Raw genomic sequence first — 17345 nt, 5'->3', positions numbered from 1 at the left:
CCGTCGCGCGACGGACACCTGTCACCCGCCGGGGCGGACCACCCCGTTCTCGTACGCGAACACCACCGCCTGGACCCGGTCGCGCAGCCCCAGTTTCGCCAGCACCCGACTCACGTGCGTCTTCACCGTCGCCTCGCCCAGGCACATGGTCGTGGCGATCTCGGCGTTGCTCGACCCGGCGGCGAGCAGCACCAGCACCTCCCGCTCCCGTGGGGTCAGCTCGCCCAGCGCGGCCTCGGCGTCGGCCCCCCGGTGCGCGGTGCCCGCCGGATCACCGGGACGGGCGAACGTGGAGATCACCCGGCGGGTGATCTCCGGGGCGAGCAGACCGTCGCCCCGGGCCAGCACCCGGATCGCCTCGATCAGCTCCTCGGGTGTGCCGTTCTTGAGCAGGAAACCGCTGGCCCCGGCCCGCAGCGCGGCGAAGAGATAGTCGTCGCGGTCGAAGGTCGTGAGGATCAGCACCGCCGGAGCGCCGGGCCCGTCGTCGGTGATCCGCCGAGTGGCCTCCAGCCCGTCCATGCCGGGCATCTCCACGTCCATCAACACCACGTCGGGGCGCGTGGCGCGGGCCATGGTGACGGCCCGCGCGCCGTCGGCGGCCTCACCGACCACGGTGATGTCGTCCTCCACCTCCAGGATGATCCGGAAGCCGGTGCGCACGAGATGCTGGTCGTCGGCGAGCAGCACCCGGATCGGTGCGGCGCTCACGACGGCCGCCCCGCCCCGGCCGTCAACGACCGCCCGTCTCCGGTCTCGCGCTGCCGGCCGATCGCCGGATCCGCGAGCGGGAATCGGGCGCGTACCCGCCAGCCCCCGCCGGCCCGGGGGCCGGCCTCCAGCTCGCCGTCGTGCGCGGTGACCCGCTCGCGCATCCCGATCAGGCCGAGCCCGGCGGCACCGGCCCGGCGGCCGGTCCGTCCGTCGTCGGTCACGTCGACCTCCACCTCCCGGGCCAGGTAGCGGACCCGCACGTCCAGCAGATCCGCCCCGGCGTGCTTCAGGGTGTTGGTCACCGCCTCCTGCGTCACCCGGTAGGCCGCCTGCGACACCGACTCGGGCAGTGCGACGGGCTCGCCGTACACCCCGAGGGTTGCCGTCAGGCCCGCGGCCCGCGCCCGTTCGACCAGCTCGTCGATCCGCTCGACGTCGCCGGGCGCGGGCCGCTCGACGTCGCTGTCGCCGGAGGCGCGCAGTACGCCGAGCATCCGGCGCAGTTCGTCGACGGCGGTGCGGGCGCTCTGCTCGATGGCGGCGAGCGCCGTGCGGGCCTTGCCCGGGTCACGGTCGAACACCCGGCGGCAGGCGGACGCCTGCACCCCCATCACCGACACGTGGTGGGCGACGACGTCGTGCAGCTCCCGGGCGATCCGGACCCGTTCGCCGAGCACGGCCCGTTCCCGGCCCTCGGCCTGGGACCGGCGCAGCTCCTCGGCCTGTTCGCACAGCTCGTGCTCACGTCGCGCGGCCACCCAGGCGGTCTCGCCGAAGAAGTACGCGAACCCGAAGACCAGCACGTTGACCAGGACGCCGCTGACCATCGCGGCGAGCACCGGCGGCACCGGACCTACCGCGCCGTCGAAGGCGCCGGGCGGGATGTGGTCGATCGTCACCGCGTAGTAGATACCCAGCCAGGCGAACATCGTGGCGATCACGCCGATCCGCAGCCGGCGGGCCGTCTGGTGGTCCGGTCCCCAGGCGCCCATCGTGTAGAGGGCGCAGAACAGGGCCCACGCGGAGAACTGGGTCTCCGGCGCCGACCGGGCCTGCGCGGCGATGAACGCCACCGCGACGACCAGCAGTGTGGCGGCCGGCCAGCGTCGCCGCCAGATCAGCGGCAGCGTCACCGCGACGGTCCAGAACAGCTGCTCCGGCCCCGACGGTGGCGGACCCAGCAGGAACGCCCCGGTGCTGCGGGCCAGGGTGAGGCTGATCAGCGCCAGCCCGGTGACCGCGAGGCCGAGCCACAGGTCGATCCGACGCTGCTCGGCCGTCGGGCCCGGACGACGCCATTCCTCTCGCGGTGCCACGGTCATCCGGGAACGATGCCACGTCGCTTGCCACGGCCGTTCACCGGGAGGTGCGGCGGTGACCTGGCCCGATGGACGCGCGGCGGCCCGGCGCGAGGTCCGCGCCGGGCCGCCTGGTCTGCTGCCGCTCAGGCTCCAGCGACCTGACGGCGGGTCTTGGTGGTGGTGTCGATCAGATCCCAGACCAGGATCACGGCCGTGCCCACCGCGATGACAGCCCCGAGGGTGTTCCGGTTGTCACCCTCAGCCAGCCAGCTCAGCCGGTCGCCCAGGGCCGGGTTGAGCAGCCGGTCGGAGAGCGCCAGCCAGATCAGCGGCAGCGAGAACGCCAGGCTGAGCACCGCCTTCACCCCGAACAGCCGCCAGCTCCAGTGCCCGATCCGGTACTTGACGATCTCGAACACGGCGGTGGCCAGCAGCACCACGATCAGCGCCGGCAGCCAGAACGACCACAGGGTCGGGTCGAGGATCGGGATGTTGCCGCCGTCGGGCTCGTGCACCCAGGACTGGAAGTGCTGCAAGGGCAGGTAGCCGATGGTCGCCACCAGCATGACCACCGACGCGATGGTGTCGACGAGGGAGATGTTCCGGTGTGCGGGGACGTCCGGCAGTTGGTCGACCGTCCAGTCGGGCAGGCCGGAGATGGGCTTGAAGCGTTCGATGAGGGCGAAGGTCAGGGTGAGCCAGAAGGCGATCTGGAGGGCAACCTGGATGGCGACGCCGATGCCCGAGCCGATGGCGCCGAAACCCTTGCCGTCCGCGACGTCGACGACCGCGACCACCGTGCCGACGATCGCCGGGACGAGGCTGAGCAGCAGCTTCAGCAGCCGCAGCCAGACCAGGTAGTAGGTCGGGCCGATGAGCTGGAGCCGACGATCGGCGTACCGCGCGGCCAGCAGGTCCGGGTTGCCCAGCTCGGTGAGCACCTCCCGTTCGGCGACAGTGGCGTCCTGGCCGCTGCCGGCCCGGTCCTCGATCATGTCCTCGATCGAGGCGCGCAGCTCGCTGGCGATCTCCTCGCGGCGCGGGGTGGGCACCGATCGCAGGGTCGCGGCGAGATAGCGGTCGGTCAGGGTGTTCATCGGTCCACTCCTTGGATCAGGCCGGTGATGGAGGTCTGTACGGCGGCGAGGTCGCCCAGAAGTCGTTCCAGCATCGACTCGCCCTCGTCGCTGGTCCGGTAGAACTTGCGCGGTCGGCTCTCCTCGGTGTTCCACTCGCTGGTCAGCAGCCCCTGGTCCTCCAGGCGTCGCAGCAGCGGGTAGAGCGTGTTGGCGTCGACCGGAAAGCCGTGGTCGGTGAGCCGTTGCAGCAGTGCGTAGCCGTAGTCCGGCCGGCGGAGCGCGACCAGGCTGGCCACCACGACGGTGCCCCGACGCAACTCCTGTAGGTGCGTCTTCAGAACGTCCTCGCTAACCATGTGTCACACCATACTGTGTGGCACACAGTGTTGTCCATCCCGATATTGATGTGACTGCCGCCAACGGTTTGACGGAGGCTGGCTGGGCGCGGCCCGACGCCCGGGCGCCGTCCGGGCTGGATCAGCGCTGCGGGCAGCAGCAGGGGACGCCGACCGGGTGCTGTTGGCCCTTTGCTCTGCTTCAACCCAGGCAACACCTGCGGCCCTTCGCTGTTGCCTGGGTTGAAGCAGAGCAAAGGAGGCATGGCGATGCCGCCGGGCCGGCCTGGCTGCCGGGACGGCCACCGCCCCGTCAGGCAGCAGGGTGGGGCGCCCGGTACGGACCGGACGCCCCGAGATCTGACCCGGATCAGCAGGCCGAGCCCTGCCGGAAGTTCCGCTCGACGAAGCTGGCCGGGCCGACCTGGAAGTAGCCCACGCCCGGCCGGATCGGGTGCCCGGTGAACAGCTCCACCCGCGATCCGACCCGGACCAGGTACGCCTCGGCGTCCCCCGCGTCGTTGCGGATCAGCGACCCGCGCGGGCCGTAGATCGCCTCCAACTCCGCGAAGGACATGCCGACCCGGGCCCCGGCGGGCGACTGCGGCGGCGCGGTGGCCGTACCGATCTCCACCAGCCGACCGGCACGGAAGGCGAGCAGCAGGACACCCGCCCAGGAACCCGTCACGCCGGTGTGCACCACCCCGTCGCAGCCCGGTGCGGTCCAGTCGATGCGGCCGGCCGCGGTGAGCGCGGCCAGGCTGGCGCCGATCCGGTACACGCCGGCGCCGCCGACGCTGAGCACCTGCGGGTGGTCGTGTCCGACGGTGGCGGCGAGCGGACCGCGCGCCGAGCCGGGCGCGGCGCCACCGGCCGGCGGCGCCGCCGAGGCCGGGCCCGCGGCGATCACCGCGACGAGCGTGCTGAGCGCCAGCGCGGCGGTGGTGCGAAGGATCGAGGGACGGTTCATGGTGTGCTCCTTCGGTGATGGGTCTCCTGCCCTGTTAGTCACCGCGCCGGCGTCAGCGGTTCGTCGGGTTTCCGACCGGCCCGGTCTACTGTGAAGAGACCGTGCTGGCCGGGGGTGACACCGTGACGGCTCCGCAGCGGATCGGGCCGTACGCCGTCGAGCGACTGCTGGGCGTCGGCTCGTTCGCGACGGTCTGGTTGGGCTACGACGCGGTGCTCGACGCGCGAGTGGCGATCAAGGTGCTGGCCGAGAACTGGAGCCACGACCTGCGGGTCCGGGAACGCTTCCTCGACGAGGCCCGGCTGTTGCGCCGCCTGGAGCACGAGCGGCTGATCCGGGTGCACACCGTCGGTGAGTTGCCCGACGGCCGGCCGTACGCGGTCCTGGCCTGGGCGGACCGGGGGAGCCTGCGGGACCGCCTCACCACCGGCGAGATCCCCGCGCCGACCGCGCTGCGGCTGCTCGGCGAGGTCTGCGCCGGGGTCGCCGTGCTGCACCGGCACGGGGTCGTGCACCGGGACCTCACCCCGGGCAACGTCCTGTTCCGCTCCACCGGGCCGGACGCGCCCGAAGCGGTGCTGATCGCCGACCTCGGCCTGGCCAAGGCGCTCGCCACCGCCTCGGGGCTGACCGCCCGGGCCGGCACCCCCGGTTACATGGCCCCCGAGCAGGACGACCCGGGCGCGGTGGTCGACACGCGCGCCGACGTGTACGGGCTCGGCCGGCTCGGCGTCCGGCTGCTGGCCGCCGACCCGTCCGGCACGCACCCGGCCCGACCCAACCCGCCGCACGCCCCGCGGATCCGACTCCGCGACGGCCTGCCACCGGGCATCGCGGCGGTGCTCGCCCGGGCCACCGCGTACGACCCGGCCGACCGTTATCCCGACGCCGCGGCCCTGCACGCCGCGTTGGCCCGCGCGAGCGACCCGGTGCGGGAACCGGCCGACCCGGTCGCCGCGAGCGCACGGCGGCGACCAGCACCGCGCCGTGCACGCCGGTCCCTGCTGACCGGGGTGGCCGTCGTGACCGCCCTCGCGGTGGGCCAGGTCGCCGCCGAACCGGGGTGGCACCGGATCGGTTCGGTCGGTCGGCGGCACGTACACGACCGGGCCGCTGACCGTGGCACTGCCGCCCGGCTGGTCCGCCACGGGGACGACCTGGGCCGGCCAGTACGGCGCCGACGGGGAACCCGAACCGGGCCTGGTGATGTCGCCGCGACCCCGCCGCTGGGCCGCCGACCCCCGACTGCCCGGCGCGTTCGTCGGCCTCTCCGCCGCCACGGCGGCACGCACCACACCGGCCGGATTCCTGGCCGAGCGGACACACGGGGACTGCGCGCCCGCGCCGGCCCGCACCACCCGACAGGCGGGCGTCGAATGGACGGTGGTCCGCTACGTCTGCGACCAGGGCCGGCCGCAGATCGTCGAGTCGGCCGCCCTGCACCCCGGCGGTCCCGCCCTGGTGTACGTGCAGATCGCCCCACCGCCGGGCAGCGGTCCCGACTTCGTGGACACTCTGCTCGCCGGCGTACGCCTGCGGTAGGTGCGGTCAGCGGACCACCACGGTGATGGTGTGGTCCCGGCCCTCCTTCGGGATCGTCACGGCGACGGTGCCGGTGCGGACGAAGCGGACGTCCACCACGCCCGCCTCGTACTGCTGGGAGACCAGTTCCGGGCGGTCCACGGTGACGAGCCCCGGCCCGATGCCCTGGATCCGCAGCACCGCGCCGGTGGCGAAGCAGAGCGACCGCAGCAGCTCGATCTCGGTCTCGGCGAGCGGCAGGTCGTACCGGACCGCGCCCTGACAGGCCGGGGTCGCGGCGGCGGTCGGCGGGGAAGTCGTCCGGGGCGTACCCCTTGTCCTGCTGGGTGTGGGCGGTGCGGCGGGCGGGCGCCCGCTGGTCGGCGGCGGCCGGGACGGCGAAGCGGTGGGCGCGGCGATCGCGGAGGTCGCCGCGGGTGCCGGCGTGGAACTGGTCGGACCGGGCGGTTGGACGGGCAGCGGCGAGACGGCGTCGGCGCCGCAGGCCGCGACCCCCACGGTGGCCGCGAGGACGACGGCGAGCCGGCGGAACGACGCCCGGCTCATCCGGCGCCGAGCCGCTGCCGGACCTGCCGCCGGGCCAGGTGCAACCGGGACTTCACGGTGCCCACCGGCACGTCGAGCAGGGCGGCGATCTCGGGGTAGCTCAGCCCAAGGACGTCGCGCAGGGCCACCACCTCGGCGTGGTCGGGGTGGACCGAGTCGAACGCGTCGAGCAGGTCGACGCGGGTGCCCGCGACCACGCTGGTCCGTCGGGGATCGGCCTGGTCGGGCACCGGAACGCCGCCGGCCTCCAGTCGACAGCGGCGGAGCAGCGTGCGGTACGTGGAGCGGGCCCGGTTGGCGGCCAGCCGGTGCAGCCAGGTGCGGAACGAGGAGCGACCCTCGAACCGGGTGATGCCGCTGGCCAGCGCCAGGAGCGTGTCCTGGCAGGCTTCCTCGGCGTCCTGGCGGTTGGGCAGGAACCGGGCGCACAGCCGCAGCACCTCCGGACGCACCGCGACCAGCAGGGCGTCCAGTGCCGCGGAGTCACCCTGCGCGGCGCGGCGGGCCAGGGCGTCGAGGTCGTCCGGAGCAGGCATGCCGGGTGTCCAATGCTCGCCGGTGCCGATCCTCAAGCGTACGGCCGTTGACCCGCGGCTGCCCTCCTCCGGTCCGCCAACCGACCCGCGCTACTCGAACCGGGACACGTCCCCCGCGCCCCGGCGCAGGATCTCCGGCTCGGGCCCGGACAGGTCGATCACCGTCGTCGGTTCCTTGCCGCAGTCGCCGGCGTCGAGCACCGCGTCGAGCTGGTGGTCGAGCCGTTCCTTGATCTCCCAGCCCTGGGTCATCGGCTCGTCCTCGCCGGGCAGCGCCAGGGTGCTCGACACCAGCGGCTCGCCCAGCTCGGCGAGCAGCGCCTGGGTCACCGTGTGCCGGGGCACCCGCACGCCGACGGTCCGCTTCTTCGGGTGCAGCATCCGGCGGGGCACCTCCTTGGTGGCCGGCAGGATGAAGGTGTAGCTGCCCGGCGTGGACGCCTTCACCAGCCGGAAGACCGCGTTGTTGATCTGCACGAACTGGCCGAGCTGCGCGAAGTCCCGGCAGACCAGGGTGAAGTGGTGCCGGTCGTCGAGGTGGCGGATCTCGCGGATCCGATCGAGCCCGTCCCGGTTGCCCAGTTGCACGCCGAGGGCGAAGCACGAGTCGGTCGGATAGGCGATGAGGCCGCCGCCGCGGATCAGGTCGGCCACCTGGCCGATGATCCGGGGCTGCGGGTTTTCCGGGTGTACGTCGTAGTACCTCGCCATGGGCACGAGCCTAGGCTCTCGCCCGTCGGCATGTCCCGTCGCTGAGCCGACGAGACGCGGGCCACGGCCGTCGGCGCGGACGGTGGAGCCGCCGAGATCACCTCGGTAGGGTAGGTGCCGGTCGGCTCCGACCACCGAGATCCACACCGCCGGGGGGCGCCAGGCATGGCTGATTCGTTCGCGCATCTGCACGTGCACACCGAGTACTCGATGCTCGACGGAGCGGCCCGGTTGAAGGACCTGTTCGCCGAGGCCAACCGGCTGGGCATGCCGGCGGTGGCGATCACGGACCACGGCAACATGCACGGCGCGAACGACTTCTACAACCAGGCGATGGCCGCCGGGATCACCCCGATCCTGGGCGTCGAGGCGTACGTGGCGCCGGAGTCGCGCTATCACAAGGCGCGGGTCAAGTGGGGTCGGCCGGAGCAGAAGAGCGACGACATCTCGGGTAACGGCGCGATCACCCACAAGACCATGTGGGCGAAGAACGCGCAGGGTCTGAAGAACCTGTTCACCCTCAACTCGCGCGCGTCCATGGAGGGGCACTACGTCAAGTGGCCCCGGATGGACATGGAGCTGATCGCCGAGCACGCCGAGGGCATCATGGCGACCACCGGTTGCCCGTCCGGCGCGGTGCAGACCCGGCTGCGGCTGGGGCAGTTCGACGAGGCGCTCAAGGTCGCCGCGAGCTACCAGGACATCTTCGGCAAGGACAACTACTTCCTGGAGATCATGGATCACGGTCTCTCCATCGAGAGCCGGGTCCGCGAGGGGCTCACCGAGATCGCCCGCAAGCTGGACATCCCGCCGGTGGTCACCAACGACTCGCACTACACGCACGAGGCTCAGGCGACCGCGCACGACGTGCTGCTGTGCGTGCAGACCGGCAGCAACATCGACGACCCGAACCGGTTCCGCTTCGAGGGCGGCGGCTACTTCGTCAAGAGCGCCGACCAGATGCGGGCGGTCGACTCGTCCGAGCTGTGGCAGCAGGGCTGCCGCAACACCCTGCTGGTGGCCGAGAAGGTCGACCCGAAGGGCATGTTCGAGTTCCACAACCTGATGCCGCGCTTCCCGGTGCCCGAGGGCGAGACGGAGGAGTCCTGGTTCCGCAAGGAGACCTTCGCCGGGCTGGCCCGCCGCTACCCGAACGGCATCCCCGAGGGGCACGTCGTCCAGGCCGAGTACGAGCTGGGCGTCATCAACCAGATGGGCTTCCCGTCGTACTTCCTCGTGGTCGCCGACTTCATCCAGTGGGCGAAGAAGCAGGGCATCGCGGTGGGTCCGGGCCGTGGTTCGGCCGCCGGCTCGCTCGTGGCGTACGCGCTTGGCATCACCGACCTGGACCCGATCCAGCACGGCCTGATCTTCGAGCGGTTCCTCAACCCCGAGCGGGTCTCGATGCCGGATGTCGACATCGACTTCGACGAGCGTCGGCGCGGTGAGGTGATCAAGTACGTCACCGACAAGTGGGGTGAGGACAAGGTCGCCCAGATCGCGACCTTCGGCACGATCAAGGCGAAGGCCGCGATCAAGGACTCGGCGCGGGTGCTGGGTTTCCCGTACGCGGTCGGCGACCGGATCACCAAGGCGATGCCACCGGCCGTGATGGGCAAGGACATCCCGCTCACCGGCATCTTCGACCCGAAGCACCCGCGCTACGCCGAGGCCGGCGAGATCCGGGGCCTGTACGACTCCGACCCGGACGTGCGCAAGGTGATCGACACGGCCAAGGGCATCGAGGGGCTGATCCGGCAGACAGGTGTGCACGCCGCCGGCGTCATCATGTCCGCCGAGCCGATCATCGAGCACATCCCGTTGACGCGCCGCGACGCCGACGGGGCGATCATCACGCAGTTCGACTACCCGACCTGCGAGTCGCTCGGGCTGCTGAAGATGGACTTCCTCGGCCTGCGCAACCTGACGATCATCGACGACGCCGTCAAGAACATCGAGCTGAACCACGGCCTCAAGCTCGATCTGCTGGGCCTGCCGCTGGACGACAAGGCCGCGTACGAGCTGCTGGCCCGCGGTGACACCCTGGGCGTGTTCCAGCTCGACGGTGGGCCGATGCGGTCGCTGCTGCGGTTGATGAAGCCGGACAACTTCGAGGACATCTCCGCCGTCCTGGCGCTGTACCGGCCGGGCCCGATGGGCGTCGACTCGCACACCAACTACGCGCTGCGCAAGAACGGCCTCCAGGAGATCACGCCGATCCACCCGGAGCTGGAGGAGCCGCTGCGGGAGATCCTGGCGCCCACCCACGGCCTGATCGTCTACCAGGAGCAGGTGCAGCGCGCCGCGCAGATCCTCGCCGGCTACACCCTCGGTCAGGCGGACCTGCTGCGCCGGGCGATGGGTAAGAAGAAGAAGGAGATCCTCGACAAGGAGTTCATCCCGTTCCGGGACGGCTGCCGCGAGCGCGGCTACTCCGACGAGGCGATCCAGGCCGTGTGGGACGTGCTGGTGCCGTTCGCCGGGTACGCCTTCAACAAGGCGCACTCCGCCGCGTACGGCCTGGTGTCCTACTGGACCGCGTACCTCAAGGCGCACTACCCGGCCGAGTACATGGCCGGGCTGCTCACGTCCGTCGGTGACGACAAGGACAAGATGGCGCTGTACCTGTCCGAGTGCCGCCGGATGCGCATCCAGGTGCTGCCGCCGGACGTGAACACGTCGGCCGGGCCGTTCACGCCGGTCGGCAAGGACATCCGCTTCGGCCTGGCCGCGGTCCGCAACGTCGGCGCGAACGTCGTCGCCTCAATTATGCGGTGCCGCCAGGAGAAGGGCGACTACACCGACTTCTACGACTTCCTGTCCAAGGTGGACGCGGTGGTCTGCAACAAGAAGACAATCGAATCGCTGATCAAGGCCGGTGCGTTCGACTCGATGCAGCACCCCCGCAAGGGCCTGCTCGCGGTGCACGCCGACGCCATCGACGCGTACGCCGACGTCAAGCGCAAGGAGGCCGTCGGCCAGTACGACCTGTTCGGCGCCGGCTTCGGCGACGCCGACACCGGCAGCACGACGGTGATGCCGGTCATCGGCGACAGCGAGTGGGACAAGCGCGACAAGCTGGCCTTCGAGCGGGAGATGCTCGGCCTGTACGTCTCCGACCACCCCCTGTTCGGCCTGGAACACATCCTCGGCGCGGCGGCCGACACCACAATCGCGTCCCTCGCCGAGGACGGCGCGGTGCCCGACGGGGCGGTCGTCACCCTCGCCGGCATCCTCTCCGGCGTGCAGCGAAGGGTCACCAAGCAGGGCCGCGCCTGGGCGTCGGCCACCCTCGAAGACCTGGCCGGTGGGGTGGAGACCCTGTTCTTCCCCAACACGTACGAGGTGATCGGGCAGTACATCGCCGAGGACGCCATCGTGGTGGTCAAGGGCCGGGTGGACCGGCGCGACGACACCCCACGGATCATGGCGATGGACATGTCCATGCCGGACGTCAGCACCAGCGCCACCAACAAGCCCGTCACCCTCACCATCCCGGTGCACCGGTGCACGCCGCCGCTTGTGGAACGACTCAAGGAGACCCTCGTCCTGCACCCCGGCGACACCGAGGTGCACGTCAAGCTGCTCAACGGCGGTCGCACCACCACCCTGCGGCTGGGCCCGTTCCGGGTGGCGGCGACGACCGCGCTGATGGGTGACCTGAAGAGCGTCCTCGGCCCGGCCAACGTGAGCTGAGCCGGCGTCGGTCCGGCCGGCAGGCGCCGGCCGGACCGTTGGGCTCAGCCCCGGTCGGGCGCCGCGATCTCGCGCAGCTGGCCGTCGGCCAGCCGCAACCAGCGCTGCACGCCGATCTCGGCGAGGAACCGCTCGTCGTGGCTGACCACCACAAAGGCTCCCTGGTACGCGGTCAGCGCGCTCTCCAGTTGGGCGACGCTGACCAGGTCCAGGTTGTTGGTCGGCTCGTCGAGCAGCAGCAGCTGCGGTGCCGGTTCGGCGCAGAGCACACAGGCGAGGGTGGCGCGCAGCCGCTCGCCGCCGGAGAGCACCCCGACGGGTAGGTTCACCCGCGCGCCCCGGAACAGGAACCGGGCCAGCAGGTTCATCCGCCTGGCGTCCGGCAGGCTCGGCGCGTACGCGGCGAAGTTCTCCGCCACCGTGCGGTCGAGGTCCAGCAGGTCCAACCGCTGCGACAGGTACGCGATCCGCCCGTCGGCCCGTTTGATTTCGCCGCCGGCCGGTTCGAGATCGCCGTTGACGAGGCGCAGCAGGGTCGACTTGCCGGCGCCGTTCGCCCCGGTGAGCGCGATCCGCTCCGGCCCCCGGATCACCAGGTCGGCGCCGTCGCCGCCGAACAGCTCCCGATCGTCGAAGCGGGCCCGCATCCCGTGGCCGGAGAAGACCGTCCGTCCGGACGGGACTGTGGTGTCCGGCAGGTCGACGGTGATGGTGTCCTCGTCGCGGACCGCCCGACCGGCCTCGTCGAGACGGGCCCTGGCCTCGCCGAGCCGGGCCGAGTGCGTCCCCTGCGCCTTGCCCGCCGACTCCTGCGCGCTGCGCTTGAGCCCACCGGCGACGATCCGGGCCAGACCGGCGTTCTTCAGATTCTTGGAGGCGTTGCTGGCCCGCCGGTCGGCCCGCTCCCGAGCCTGCTGCATCTCCCGCTTCTCCCGCTTGACCTCCTGCTCGGCGTTGCGCAGGTTGCTCTCGGCCACCTCCCGCGCCGCCTGCACCGCCTCGGTGTACGCGGTGAAGTTGCCCCCGTACCAGTTGATCTCGCCTCGTTCCAGCTCGGCGATGCGGTCCATCCGGTCCAGCAGCTCCCGGTCGTGGCTGACCAGCAGCAGGCACCCGGGCCAGTCGGACAGCACGTCGTAGAGCTTGTGCCGAGCCGCCAGGTCCAGGTTGTTGGTCGGCTCGTCGAGCAGCAGGACGTCGGGCCGTCGCAGCAGTTGCGCGGCCAGGCCGAGGGAGATCACCTGACCGCCGCTGAGGGTGTGCAGCCGCCGGTCGAGCGCCAGGTCACCCAGGCCGAGGCGGTCGAGTTCGGCGCGGGTGCGCTCCTCGATGTCCCAGTCGTCGCCGATGGTGGCGAAGTGCGCCTCGCTGGCGTCGCCGGCCTCGATGGCGTGCAGGGCCGCGATCCGCTCGGCGACGCCGAGCACCTGGGCCACGGTCAGGTCGCCGACCAGCGGCAGCGTCTGCGGGAGGTACCCGAGTACGCCGTCGACGGTGACGCTGCCGCCGCTGGGCGTCAGCTCCCCGGCGATCAGCCGCAGCAGCGTGCTCTTGCCGGCGCCGTTGGGCGCGACCAGCCCGGTGCGACCGCCCGGGACGGTGAAGGACAGCTCCGAGAAGACCGGGGTGTCGTCCGGCCAGGAGAAGGACAGGTTCGAGCAGACGATGTACGCATCAGACATGCGAGTGACCTCAAAGGGTGGGGTGGGCGCGTCCAAGCCGCCCGACGACCAACGGGGACCGGTGAAACGACGTCATGGCCACGGCGGCTGCGTGATTACGCGCCGAGCCGTCGCCGAACATGTCCGGTCTCACCCGGAGATGTCGTCGTCACCCACCATGTCTGGTCTCCCTGGTCGTACCGCTGACCCAACGCGCCAAGTCTAACAACGGATCTTCGCCCCGCCACCGACTTCCCGGCGGGGTGGTGCTCTGCGTCAAGATCCGCGCAACATCAGGGATGTTGCTGTCTCCCGTGCGCCGGAGGCAGCAACATCGGCGAAGTTGCGCAGATCTTGACGCAGAGCGCGGGACGCGGAGCGCTCGTCCCGCTCAGCGGGGCCGGTATTCGACCTCGGGGCGGCCGGGGGTTCCGTAGCGGGGGCTGCGGACCGCGCGGTCGATCGTCACCAGGTATTCGAGGTAGCGCCGGGCGGTCACCCGGGAGATCCCGGTCGCCGCGCTCACCTCGGTCGCCGACAGTCCCGCCTGCGGGCCGGTCCCGTCGGCCAGCGCCCCGCGTACCCGATTGAGGGTCTGCGCGTCCAGGCCCTTGGGCAGGCTGTGCCCGGCGGTGCCGCGCAGGGTCGCGAACATCCGATCCACGTCGTGCTGGGCGGTGACCTCACCGTCGGCGAGCGCCTGGTCGCGGTAGTCGGCGTAGCGCTCCAGCTTGTCGCGGAACGCCGCGAACGTGAACGGTTTGAGCAGGTAGTGGGTCACCCCGAGGGACACCGCGGTGCGGACCACCGCCAGGTCCCGCGCGGACGTCACCGCGAGCACGTCGACGCTGCTGCCGGCCGCGCGCAGCGCCCGGCAGACGTCCAGGCCGTGCAGGTCGGGCAGCTGAAAATCCAGGAGTACGAGGTCCACGTCACCGCCGCCACCCGCGCGCAGGGCCGCCATCGCGGCCCGCGCGGTGTGCGCCACCCCGACGACCACGAAACCCGGAACCCGTTCGGTGTACGCGGCGTGCGCCTCGGCCAGCAGCGGCTCGTCCTCGACGACGAGCACCCGGATGTCGGTCATCGCGGTGCACCGCCGACTGGTAGGCGGACCGTGAACAGGCTGCCGCCGTCGTCCGAGCGGCCCACCTCGTAGCGGCCACCGTGGCGGCGGACCACCTGCCCGATCAGCGCCAGACCGAGACCTCGCCCGGTGCTCTTGGTGGACCAGCCGCGCCGGAACGCGTCCGCCACCCGGTCCTCGGCCAGCCCCGGCCCACTGTCGGCGACCCGGACCATCAGCTCGTCGTCGAGGGCGCCGACGAAGACCCGTACGGTGCGCGGCGGTGGCGTGCCGGCGACGGCCTCCAGGGCGTTGTCGATCAGGTTGCCGACGACGGTGAGCAGGTCGTTGGTCGGTAGCGGGCTGTCGTCGAGGCGGCAGTCCGGCTCGATGACGAGGTCCACGCCGCGCTCGCCGGCCTGGGCGGACTTGCCGAGCAGCAGCGCGGCCAGGGCCGGCTCGGTGACCGCGTCGACCACCCGGTCGGTGAGCTGCTGCGCGAGGGCCAGGTCCCGGGTGCCGAGCCGGACGGCCTCGTCGGCGCGGCCCAGCTCCACAAGGGTGAGGACGGTGTGCAGGCGGTTGGCCGACTCGTGGGTCTGCGCCTGCAACGCCTCGGTCAGCGCGCGGACCGAGTCCAGCTCGCTGGCGAGCGTGCGCAGCTCGGTCTGGTCGCGCAGGGTCAGCACGGTGCCGAGCGCCGCGCCCTCGAAGCGGGCGGTCCGCTGGTTGGCCACCAGCACCCGGTCGCCGGCCAGCATGGGCTCGTCGAGGGCGTCGCGCCCGGAGTCGAGCAGCTCGGCCACGGCGGGCGGCAGGTCTATCCCGACCACCGGCTGGTCGGTGACCGGTTCGTCGGCGCCGAGACCGAGCAACCGGCGGCCCTCGTCGTTGATCAGCGCCACCCGCCGATCGGTGGTCAGCACCACGAGGCCCTCGCGCACCGAGTGCAGGACCGCGTCGTAGTACTCGTACATCCGGGTCATCTGCGCTGGCCCCAGGCCGTGGGTCTGGCGACGCAGCCGGCGGCTGAGCAGCCACGATCCGGTGCCGGCGAGCGCGAGCGCCGGCGCGGCGACGCCGAGCAGGACGGGAAGCTGGCGCAGCAGCTTGCGGTTGATGGCCCGGGTGGTGATGCCCACCGAGACCAGGCCGACGATGCGCCGCTCGTCGTCGTACACCGGCACCACCGCGCGCACCGACTCGCCGAGCGTCCCGACGTTCGTGGCGGTGAACGGTCGGCCGGCCAGGGCGGGACCGATCTCGCCGACGAACGGCTCGCCGATGCGCTCGGGGGTCGGGTGCGAGAAACGGGTGCGGTCGGGGGCCATCACGACCACGAAGTTGGTGCCCGTGGCCTTTCGGGTCGATTCGGCGTACGGCTGCAGGATGCTGGCCGGGTCGGCGGTCGTGAGGGCCGCGCGGACGTCGGGGGAGCCGGCCACGGTCTGCGCCACGGCGAGCACCTCCTCCTGGGCGGCCTGGCGGGAGTCGACGCGGGCCAGCCAGACGGCGCCCGCCGCGCCGGCCAGCACGAGCAGCGTCACCACCACCGCCTGGAGGGCGAACAGCTGCCCCGCGATGCTCCACTGTCGTCGGGCCACCTCCATCACCTCCGTGTGGTTTTCGCGGTGAACAGAATGACCGCAAGGATGTCAACGGGTGAGACGCGCTTCACATTGTCGACATGGACACCACCGCATCCACCACCACGGCGGAGCCGTCGGCCCGCCGGGACCGTACCCGTTACCTGTACCTGGCCGTCATCGTGGCCGTGCTCGCCGGCATCGTGGTCGGCCTGGTCGCCCCCGATTTCGGCAAGGAACTCAAGCCGATCGGCACGGGCTTCGTCAACCTGATCAAGATGATGATCAGCCCGGTCATCTTCTGCACGATCGTGCTGGGCGTCGGCTCCGTCCGGCAGGCCGCGAAGGTCGGCAAGGTCGGCGGCCTGGCGCTGGGCTACTTCCTGACCATGTCGACTGTCGCGCTCGCCATCGGTCTGGTCGTCGGCAACCTCATCCACCCCGGCTCCGGCCTGGACCTCGGCCAGGACCTCGCGGGCGCGGGCAAGGCCGCCGCCGGAGACGAGGCCGGCGGTACGACGGAGTTCCTGCTCGGGATCATCCCGACCACCCTCTTCTCCGCGCTCACCGAGGGGGAGGTGCTCCAGACGCTGCTGGTGGCCCTGCTCGTCGGCTTCGCGGTGCAGGCGATGGGCCGGCGCGGTGAGCCCGTGCTCGGCGCGATCGCCGTCATCCAGCGGGTCGTCTTCAAGGTCCTCGCCATGATCATGTGGCTGGCGCCGGTCGGCGCGTTCGGCGCGATGGCCGCCGTCGTCGGCGCGACAGGCGTGGACGCCCTCAAGAGCCTCGCCCAGATCATGCTCGGCTTCTACGCCACCTGTCTGATCTTCGTGCTGGTCGTCCTGGGCGCGCTGCTGTGGTTCGTGGCCCGGATCTCGATCTTCTCGCTGCTGCGGTACCTGGGCCGGGAGTTCCTGCTGATCCTGTCGACGTCCTCGTCGGAGTCGGCGCTGCCGCGGCTGATCGCCAAGATGGAGCACTTCGGCGTGAGCAAGCCGGTCGTGGGCATCACGGTGCCGACCGGGTACTCGTTCAACCTCGACGGCACGGCGATCTACCTCACGATGGCGTCGCTGTTCATCGCCGACGCGCTCGGCAACCCGCTCTCCATCGGCGAGCAGATCTCGCTGCTGCTGTTCATGATCATTGCCTCGAAGGGCGCGGCGGGCGTCACCGGCGCGGGCATCGCGACCCTGGCCGGCGGGCTCCAGTCGCACCGCCCGGACCTGGTGGACGGCGTCGGCCTGATCGTGGGCATCGACCGGTTCATGTCGGAGGCCCGTGCGCTGACCAACTTCGCCGGCAACGCGGTGGCGACAGTCCTGGTGGGCACCTGGACCGGTGAGTTCGACCGGGACCGGGCGGCCGGAGTGCTGCGCGGCGACGACCCGTTCGACGAGGCCACGATGCTCGACGACCATGACGAGGACGAGTCGCCGGCACGCCCCGACGAGGCGTCCGCGCCTGCCGGCGTCCCGGCCTGACCCGGTCACGGGCGTGATCGACACGCGATCGGCGATATTGGGGTATCCGGGCACGTAGGACACCCCGATATCGCTGATCTCGTGTCGATCACCGCCGAGAGGCGCCGGCCGCCGCGTG

At 71.7% G+C, this 17345-nt stretch carries 14 protein-coding genes; 3 read left to right on the top strand and 11 right to left on the bottom strand.

Features of this window, described 5'->3' with window-relative positions; translation table 11 throughout:
* Positions 1-21: 21 nt before the first annotated feature.
* From B0E54_RS12715 to B0E54_RS12695, 5 genes are all read right to left on the bottom strand, one after another.
* Positions 22-711, bottom strand: coding sequence for a response regulator transcription factor (locus tag B0E54_RS12715; protein WP_234583566.1), 690 nt, complete (start codon positions 709-711; stop codon positions 22-24).
* Positions 708-2036 carry a sensor histidine kinase gene (locus B0E54_RS12710; protein ID WP_234583565.1) on the bottom strand — a complete coding sequence of 443 codons (1329 nt, stop codon included), beginning with the start codon at positions 2034-2036 and terminating at the stop codon, positions 708-710. Before B0E54_RS12710 ends, B0E54_RS12715 begins: the two co-directional genes overlap by 4 nt.
* A 122-nt stretch (positions 2037-2158) precedes the next feature.
* On the bottom strand, positions 2159-3112 hold the full coding sequence (locus B0E54_RS12705) for a permease prefix domain 1-containing protein (protein ID WP_234583564.1): 954 nt from the start codon (positions 3110-3112) through the stop codon (positions 2159-2161).
* Complete coding sequence (locus B0E54_RS12700; RefSeq protein WP_234583562.1) at positions 3109-3450, bottom strand: PadR family transcriptional regulator; 342 nt, start codon at positions 3448-3450, stop codon at positions 3109-3111. The genes B0E54_RS12705 and B0E54_RS12700 overlap by 4 nt, the downstream gene beginning before the upstream one ends.
* A 349-nt stretch (positions 3451-3799) precedes the next feature.
* Positions 3800-4399: a hypothetical protein gene (locus tag B0E54_RS12695; RefSeq protein ID WP_234583561.1), complete on the bottom strand. Its 600-nt coding sequence runs from the start codon at positions 4397-4399 to the stop codon at positions 3800-3802.
* Between the two features lie 122 nt (positions 4400-4521).
* On the opposite strand from B0E54_RS12695, the gene B0E54_RS12690 reads away from it, so the two are divergent.
* Positions 4522-5967 (top strand): serine/threonine-protein kinase, encoded by a 1446-nt coding sequence (locus B0E54_RS12690; RefSeq protein ID WP_234583560.1) that lies wholly within the window; start codon positions 4522-4524, stop codon positions 5965-5967.
* On the opposite strand, the gene B0E54_RS12685 is transcribed toward B0E54_RS12690, so the two are convergent.
* The 3 genes from B0E54_RS12685 to B0E54_RS12675 form a co-directional block, all read right to left on the bottom strand.
* Positions 5948-6487 carry a hypothetical protein gene (locus B0E54_RS12685; RefSeq protein ID WP_234583558.1) on the bottom strand — a complete coding sequence of 180 codons (540 nt, stop codon included), beginning with the start codon at positions 6485-6487 and terminating at the stop codon, positions 5948-5950. The genes B0E54_RS12690 and B0E54_RS12685 overlap by 20 nt on opposite strands.
* On the bottom strand, positions 6484-7023 hold the full coding sequence (locus tag B0E54_RS12680) for an RNA polymerase sigma factor (protein ID WP_234583557.1): 540 nt from the start codon (positions 7021-7023) through the stop codon (positions 6484-6486). The genes B0E54_RS12685 and B0E54_RS12680 overlap by 4 nt, the downstream gene beginning before the upstream one ends.
* A 90-nt stretch (positions 7024-7113) precedes the next feature.
* On the bottom strand, positions 7114-7734 hold the full coding sequence (locus tag B0E54_RS12675) for an L-threonylcarbamoyladenylate synthase (RefSeq protein WP_234583555.1): 621 nt from the start codon (positions 7732-7734) through the stop codon (positions 7114-7116).
* Positions 7735-7899: 165 nt separating this feature from the next.
* Here B0E54_RS12675 and dnaE point away from each other — a divergent pair, with 165 nt between their 5' ends.
* On the top strand, positions 7900-11430 hold the full coding sequence (gene dnaE, locus B0E54_RS12670) for a DNA polymerase III subunit alpha (RefSeq protein ID WP_234583553.1): 3531 nt from the start codon (positions 7900-7902) through the stop codon (positions 11428-11430).
* A 44-nt stretch (positions 11431-11474) separates the two neighbouring features.
* On the opposite strand, the gene abc-f is transcribed toward dnaE, so the two are convergent.
* The 3 genes from abc-f to B0E54_RS12655 all read right to left on the bottom strand — a co-directional run bounded on the left by abc-f (position 11475) and on the right by B0E54_RS12655 (position 15767).
* Positions 11475-13112 carry a ribosomal protection-like ABC-F family protein gene (abc-f, locus tag B0E54_RS12665; RefSeq protein WP_234583552.1) on the bottom strand — a complete coding sequence of 546 codons (1638 nt, stop codon included), beginning with the start codon at positions 13110-13112 and terminating at the stop codon, positions 11475-11477.
* A 370-nt stretch (positions 13113-13482) separates the two neighbouring features.
* Complete coding sequence (locus B0E54_RS12660; protein WP_234583550.1) at positions 13483-14178, bottom strand: response regulator; 696 nt, start codon at positions 14176-14178, stop codon at positions 13483-13485.
* Positions 14175-15767, bottom strand: coding sequence for a sensor histidine kinase (locus B0E54_RS12655; RefSeq protein ID WP_234583549.1), 1593 nt, complete (start codon positions 15765-15767; stop codon positions 14175-14177). Before B0E54_RS12655 ends, B0E54_RS12660 begins: the two co-directional genes overlap by 4 nt.
* A 77-nt stretch (positions 15768-15844) precedes the next feature.
* Between B0E54_RS12655 and B0E54_RS12650 the strand changes: the two genes are divergently transcribed.
* On the top strand, positions 15845-17227 hold the full coding sequence (locus B0E54_RS12650; protein WP_234583548.1) for a cation:dicarboxylate symporter family transporter: 1383 nt from the start codon (positions 15845-15847) through the stop codon (positions 17225-17227).
* Positions 17228-17345 lie beyond the last annotated feature (118 nt).

It is taken from the genome of Micromonospora sp. MH99, assembly GCF_021442385.1.
In the GTDB taxonomy this organism is placed as follows: Bacteria; Actinomycetota; Actinomycetes; order Mycobacteriales; family Micromonosporaceae; genus Micromonospora.
This window is presented reverse-complemented; position numbering and strand designations above follow the sequence as displayed.

Coding starts and splice junctions, on each gene's coding strand:
- B0E54_RS12710 (WP_234583565.1), bottom strand. CDS start 2,036: ATGACCGTGGCACCGCGAGAGGAATGGCGTCGTCCGGGCCCGACGGCC.
- B0E54_RS12705 (WP_234583564.1), bottom strand. CDS start 3,112: ATGAACACCCTGACCGACCGCTATCTCGCCGCGACCCTGCGATCGGTG.
- B0E54_RS12700 (WP_234583562.1), bottom strand. CDS start 3,450: ATGGTTAGCGAGGACGTTCTGAAGACGCACCTACAGGAGTTGCGTCGG.
- B0E54_RS12695 (WP_234583561.1), bottom strand. CDS start 4,399: ATGAACCGTCCCTCGATCCTTCGCACCACCGCCGCGCTGGCGCTCAGC.
- B0E54_RS12685 (WP_234583558.1), bottom strand. CDS start 6,487: ATGAGCCGGGCGTCGTTCCGCCGGCTCGCCGTCGTCCTCGCGGCCACC.
- B0E54_RS12680 (WP_234583557.1), bottom strand. CDS start 7,023: ATGCCTGCTCCGGACGACCTCGACGCCCTGGCCCGCCGCGCCGCGCAG.
- B0E54_RS12675 (WP_234583555.1), bottom strand. CDS start 7,734: ATGGCGAGGTACTACGACGTACACCCGGAAAACCCGCAGCCCCGGATC.
- dnaE (WP_234583553.1), top strand. CDS start 7,900: ATGGCTGATTCGTTCGCGCATCTGCACGTGCACACCGAGTACTCGATG.
- abc-f (WP_234583552.1), bottom strand. CDS start 13,112: ATGTCTGATGCGTACATCGTCTGCTCGAACCTGTCCTTCTCCTGGCCG.
- B0E54_RS12660 (WP_234583550.1), bottom strand. CDS start 14,178: ATGACCGACATCCGGGTGCTCGTCGTCGAGGACGAGCCGCTGCTGGCC.
- B0E54_RS12655 (WP_234583549.1), bottom strand. CDS start 15,767: ATGGAGGTGGCCCGACGACAGTGGAGCATCGCGGGGCAGCTGTTCGCC.
- B0E54_RS12650 (WP_234583548.1), top strand. CDS start 15,845: ATGGACACCACCGCATCCACCACCACGGCGGAGCCGTCGGCCCGCCGG.